The sequence below is a fragment of the Nocardia sp. NPDC058666 genome, assembly GCF_042714895.1.
Classification (GTDB): Bacteria; Actinomycetota; Actinomycetes; order Mycobacteriales; family Mycobacteriaceae; genus Nocardia.
In genome coordinates this window covers 7,501-10,537 of record NZ_JBHXRY010000027.1, presented here as the reverse complement: position 1 = coordinate 10,537, position 3,037 = coordinate 7,501, and the positions used below count along the sequence as shown (strand labels likewise).

The following is a 3,037-nucleotide window of genomic DNA, read 5'->3' as shown; positions in this document are numbered from 1 at the left end:
GGCCGCACCTCGGCGGGCCGCGTCGGTGACGCCCCGCGCCTGGACTCCGCGATGGACGCGGCCCTGCTCCTGGCCGCACTGGCCACCCGCGCCGGCGACCGCGTGGACCTCCTGGCCCACGACCGCCGCCCCCGCGCCCAGGTCCAGGGCCGCTCGGCGGCCGACACCCTGCCGTCGTTCGTCAACGCGATGGCCCCGCTGGAGCCGGAACTGGTCGAGACGGACGCCCGAACCCTGGTCTCCACCGTCCTCCGCAGCGCCCCGCGCCGGTCCCTGGTGGTCCTCCTGACGAGCCTGGACGCGGCCCCGATCGAAGAGGGCCTGCTCCCGCTGCTCCCCCGCCTCACGCAGCGCCACACGGTTCTGCTGGCCTCGGTCGCCGACCCGCACGTCGCGGAGATGACGAAGTCCCGGGGCAGCGTGGACGCGGTCTACGAAGCCGCGGCCGGCACCCAGGCCCAGTCCCAGCGCCGCCGCACCGCCGACCAGCTCTCCCGCCACGGCGTCCACGTGGTCGACGCCACCCCGGACACCCTGGCCCCGGCCCTGGCGGACGCCTACCTCGCCCTGAAGGCCGCCGGCCGCCTCTGAGGGGCGAAGGCTCAGCGGTTCAGATCGAAGACGCCCACTCCCTGCCGCTCATAGGACTTCGGCTCGACCGTGGCAACCAGTGCCTGCGAACCCCACTCGGGAAGGTGACGTGCGGCATGGACGGCGGCTGCGACACCGGCCGGCACTCCGTCGCGGCACATCTGTGCCACAGCCAGGACGGCCGGATGGTCGAGGTCGAGCATGTGGATCACGTCGAGCTGACCGATGTCCTCGGCGATCCCCGCGAGAACCACGTCGGCCTCGAGGACCGACAGGACCGGCACCCACAACCGCGTCTCCGCATCGAGATGGGTATGGTGAATCAGCGCGGACACCTGCCGATTCCCGGACAGCGCAAGCAAGGACGGCGTGTCCAGGACGAGGTGGTGCTGGATCACGCGGCCGTGTCCTCCTGCCGCGCGAAGGCCTCACGGAGCTTTCGGCCCATGGCCGCACTCTCCTCATCGGTCACGTCCACCCCGAAGTGCTCGGCCATATAGGCCCGGGCTCGCTCCGCCCGCTCCCGCCGCTCCTCTGCGGTCAGCGTCGTCTCGGCAAACTCCTGCACCAAAGACCGGATGGACGTCCCGCGGGACTCAGCGATGACGGCCAAGCGGTCTCTCACCTCGGCCGGCACACGGATCATGGCATCAGACATGCTCCGTGTATACGCCCACGTAAACATCACTGTGGGGTAAACGCAGAAAAGCCCCGCACCGAACCCTGAAAGGGCTGGTGCGGGGCTTTCCCACAATGATTGTTCGGCGGCGTCCTACTCTCCCACAGGGTCCCCCCTGCAGTACCATCGGCGCTGAAAGGCTTAGCTTCCGGGTTCGGAATGTAACCGGGCGTTTCCCTAACGCTATGACCACCGAAACACTATGAAATTTGAACGCTGGCATGAACACAGCTGTTCGTTATTTCAGAACTAACACAGTGGACGCGAGCAACTGAGGACAAGCCCTCGGCCTATTAGTACCAGTCAGCTTCACCCGTTACCGGGCTTCCACATCCGGCCTATCAACCCAGTCGTCTACTGGGAGCCTTACCCTCTCAAGGAGGTGGGAATACTCATCTCGAAGCAGGCTTCCCGCTTAGATGCTTTCAGCGGTTATCCCTCCCGAACGTAGCCAACCAGCCATGCCCTTGGCAGGACAACTGGCACACCAGAGGTTCGTCCGTCCCGGTCCTCTCGTACTAGGGACAGCCCTTCTCAATATTCCTACGCGCACAGCGGATAGGGACCGAACTGTCTCACGACGTTCTAAACCCAGCTCGCGTGCCGCTTTAATGGGCGAACAGCCCAACCCTTGGGACCGACTCCAGCCCCAGGATGCGACGAGCCGACATCGAGGTGCCAAACCATCCCGTCGATATGGACTCTTGGGGAAGATCAGCCTGTTATCCCCGGGGTACCTTTTATCCGTTGAGCGACGGCGCTTCCACAAGCCACCGCCGGATCACTAGTCCCGACTTTCGTCCCTGCTCGACCCGTCGGTCTCACAGTCAAGCTCCCTTGTGCACTTACACTCAACACCTGATTGCCAACCAGGCTGAGGGAACCTTTGGGCGCCTCCGTTACCCTTTGGGAGGCAACCGCCCCAGTTAAACTACCCATCAGACACTGTCCCTGATCCGGATCACGGACCGAGGTTAGACATCCAGCACGACCAGAGTGGTATTTCAACGGCGACTCCACAACCACTGGCGTGGCTGCTTCAAAGTCTCCCACCTATCCTACACAAGCCGAACCGAACACCAATATCAAACTGTAGTAAAGGTCCCGGGGTCTTTCCGTCCTGCTGCGCGAAACGAGCATCTTTACTCGTAGTGCAATTTCACCGGGCCTATGGTTGAGACAGTCGAGAAGTCGTTACGCCATTCGTGCAGGTCGGAACTTACCCGACAAGGAATTTCGCTACCTTAGGATGGTTATAGTTACCACCGCCGTTTACTGGCGCTTAAGTTCTCAGCTTCGCAACCCCGAAAGGTCACTAACCGGTCCCCTTAACGTTCCAGCACCGGGCAGGCGTCAGTCCGTATACATCGCCTTACGGCTTCGCACGGACCTGTGTTTTTAGTAAACAGTCGCTTCTCGCTGGTCTCTGCGGCCACCCCCAGCTCACGGAGTAAATCCGATCACCAGTGATGGCCCCCCTTCTCCCGAAGTTACGGGGGCATTTTGCCGAGTTCCTTAACCATAGTTCACCCGAACGCCTCGGTATTCTCTACCTGACCACCTGAGTCGGTTTAGGGTACGGGCCGCCATGAAACTCGCTAGAGGCTTTTCTCGACAGCATAGGATCATCCACTTCACCACAATCGGCTCGGCATCAGGTCTCAGCCTTAATGAGGGACGGATTTGCCTATCACACGGCCTACACCCTTACCCCGGGACAACCACCGCCCGGGATGGACTACCTTCCTGCGTCACCCCATCACTCAC

Annotated in this window: 2 protein-coding genes, 2 rRNA genes and 1 pseudogene (1 of these 5 cut by a window edge); 1 reads left to right on the top strand and 4 read right to left on the bottom strand. The window is 62.6% G+C overall.

Annotated elements, in window-relative coordinates; all coding sequences use genetic code 11:
* Positions 1-591: pseudogene (locus ACFWVD_RS27755) on the top strand (DUF58 domain-containing protein); the annotation flags it as partial.
* Positions 592-602: 11 nt separating this feature from the next.
* On the opposite strand, the gene ACFWVD_RS27750 reads toward ACFWVD_RS27755, so the two are convergent.
* From ACFWVD_RS27750 to ACFWVD_RS27735, 4 genes are all read right to left on the bottom strand, one after another.
* Complete coding sequence (locus tag ACFWVD_RS27750) at positions 603-989, bottom strand: hypothetical protein (protein WP_379247748.1); 387 nt, start codon at positions 987-989, stop codon at positions 603-605.
* Positions 986-1,249, bottom strand: coding sequence for a hypothetical protein (locus ACFWVD_RS27745; protein ID WP_379247746.1), 264 nt, complete (start codon positions 1,247-1,249; stop codon positions 986-988). The genes ACFWVD_RS27750 and ACFWVD_RS27745 overlap by 4 nt, the downstream gene beginning before the upstream one ends.
* A 101-nt stretch (positions 1,250-1,350) precedes the next feature.
* Positions 1,351-1,467, bottom strand: a 5S ribosomal RNA gene (rrf, locus tag ACFWVD_RS27740).
* A gap of 76 nt (positions 1,468-1,543) precedes the next feature.
* A 23S ribosomal RNA gene (locus ACFWVD_RS27735) occupies positions 1,544-3,037 on the bottom strand; it runs 1,629 nt beyond the window's last position.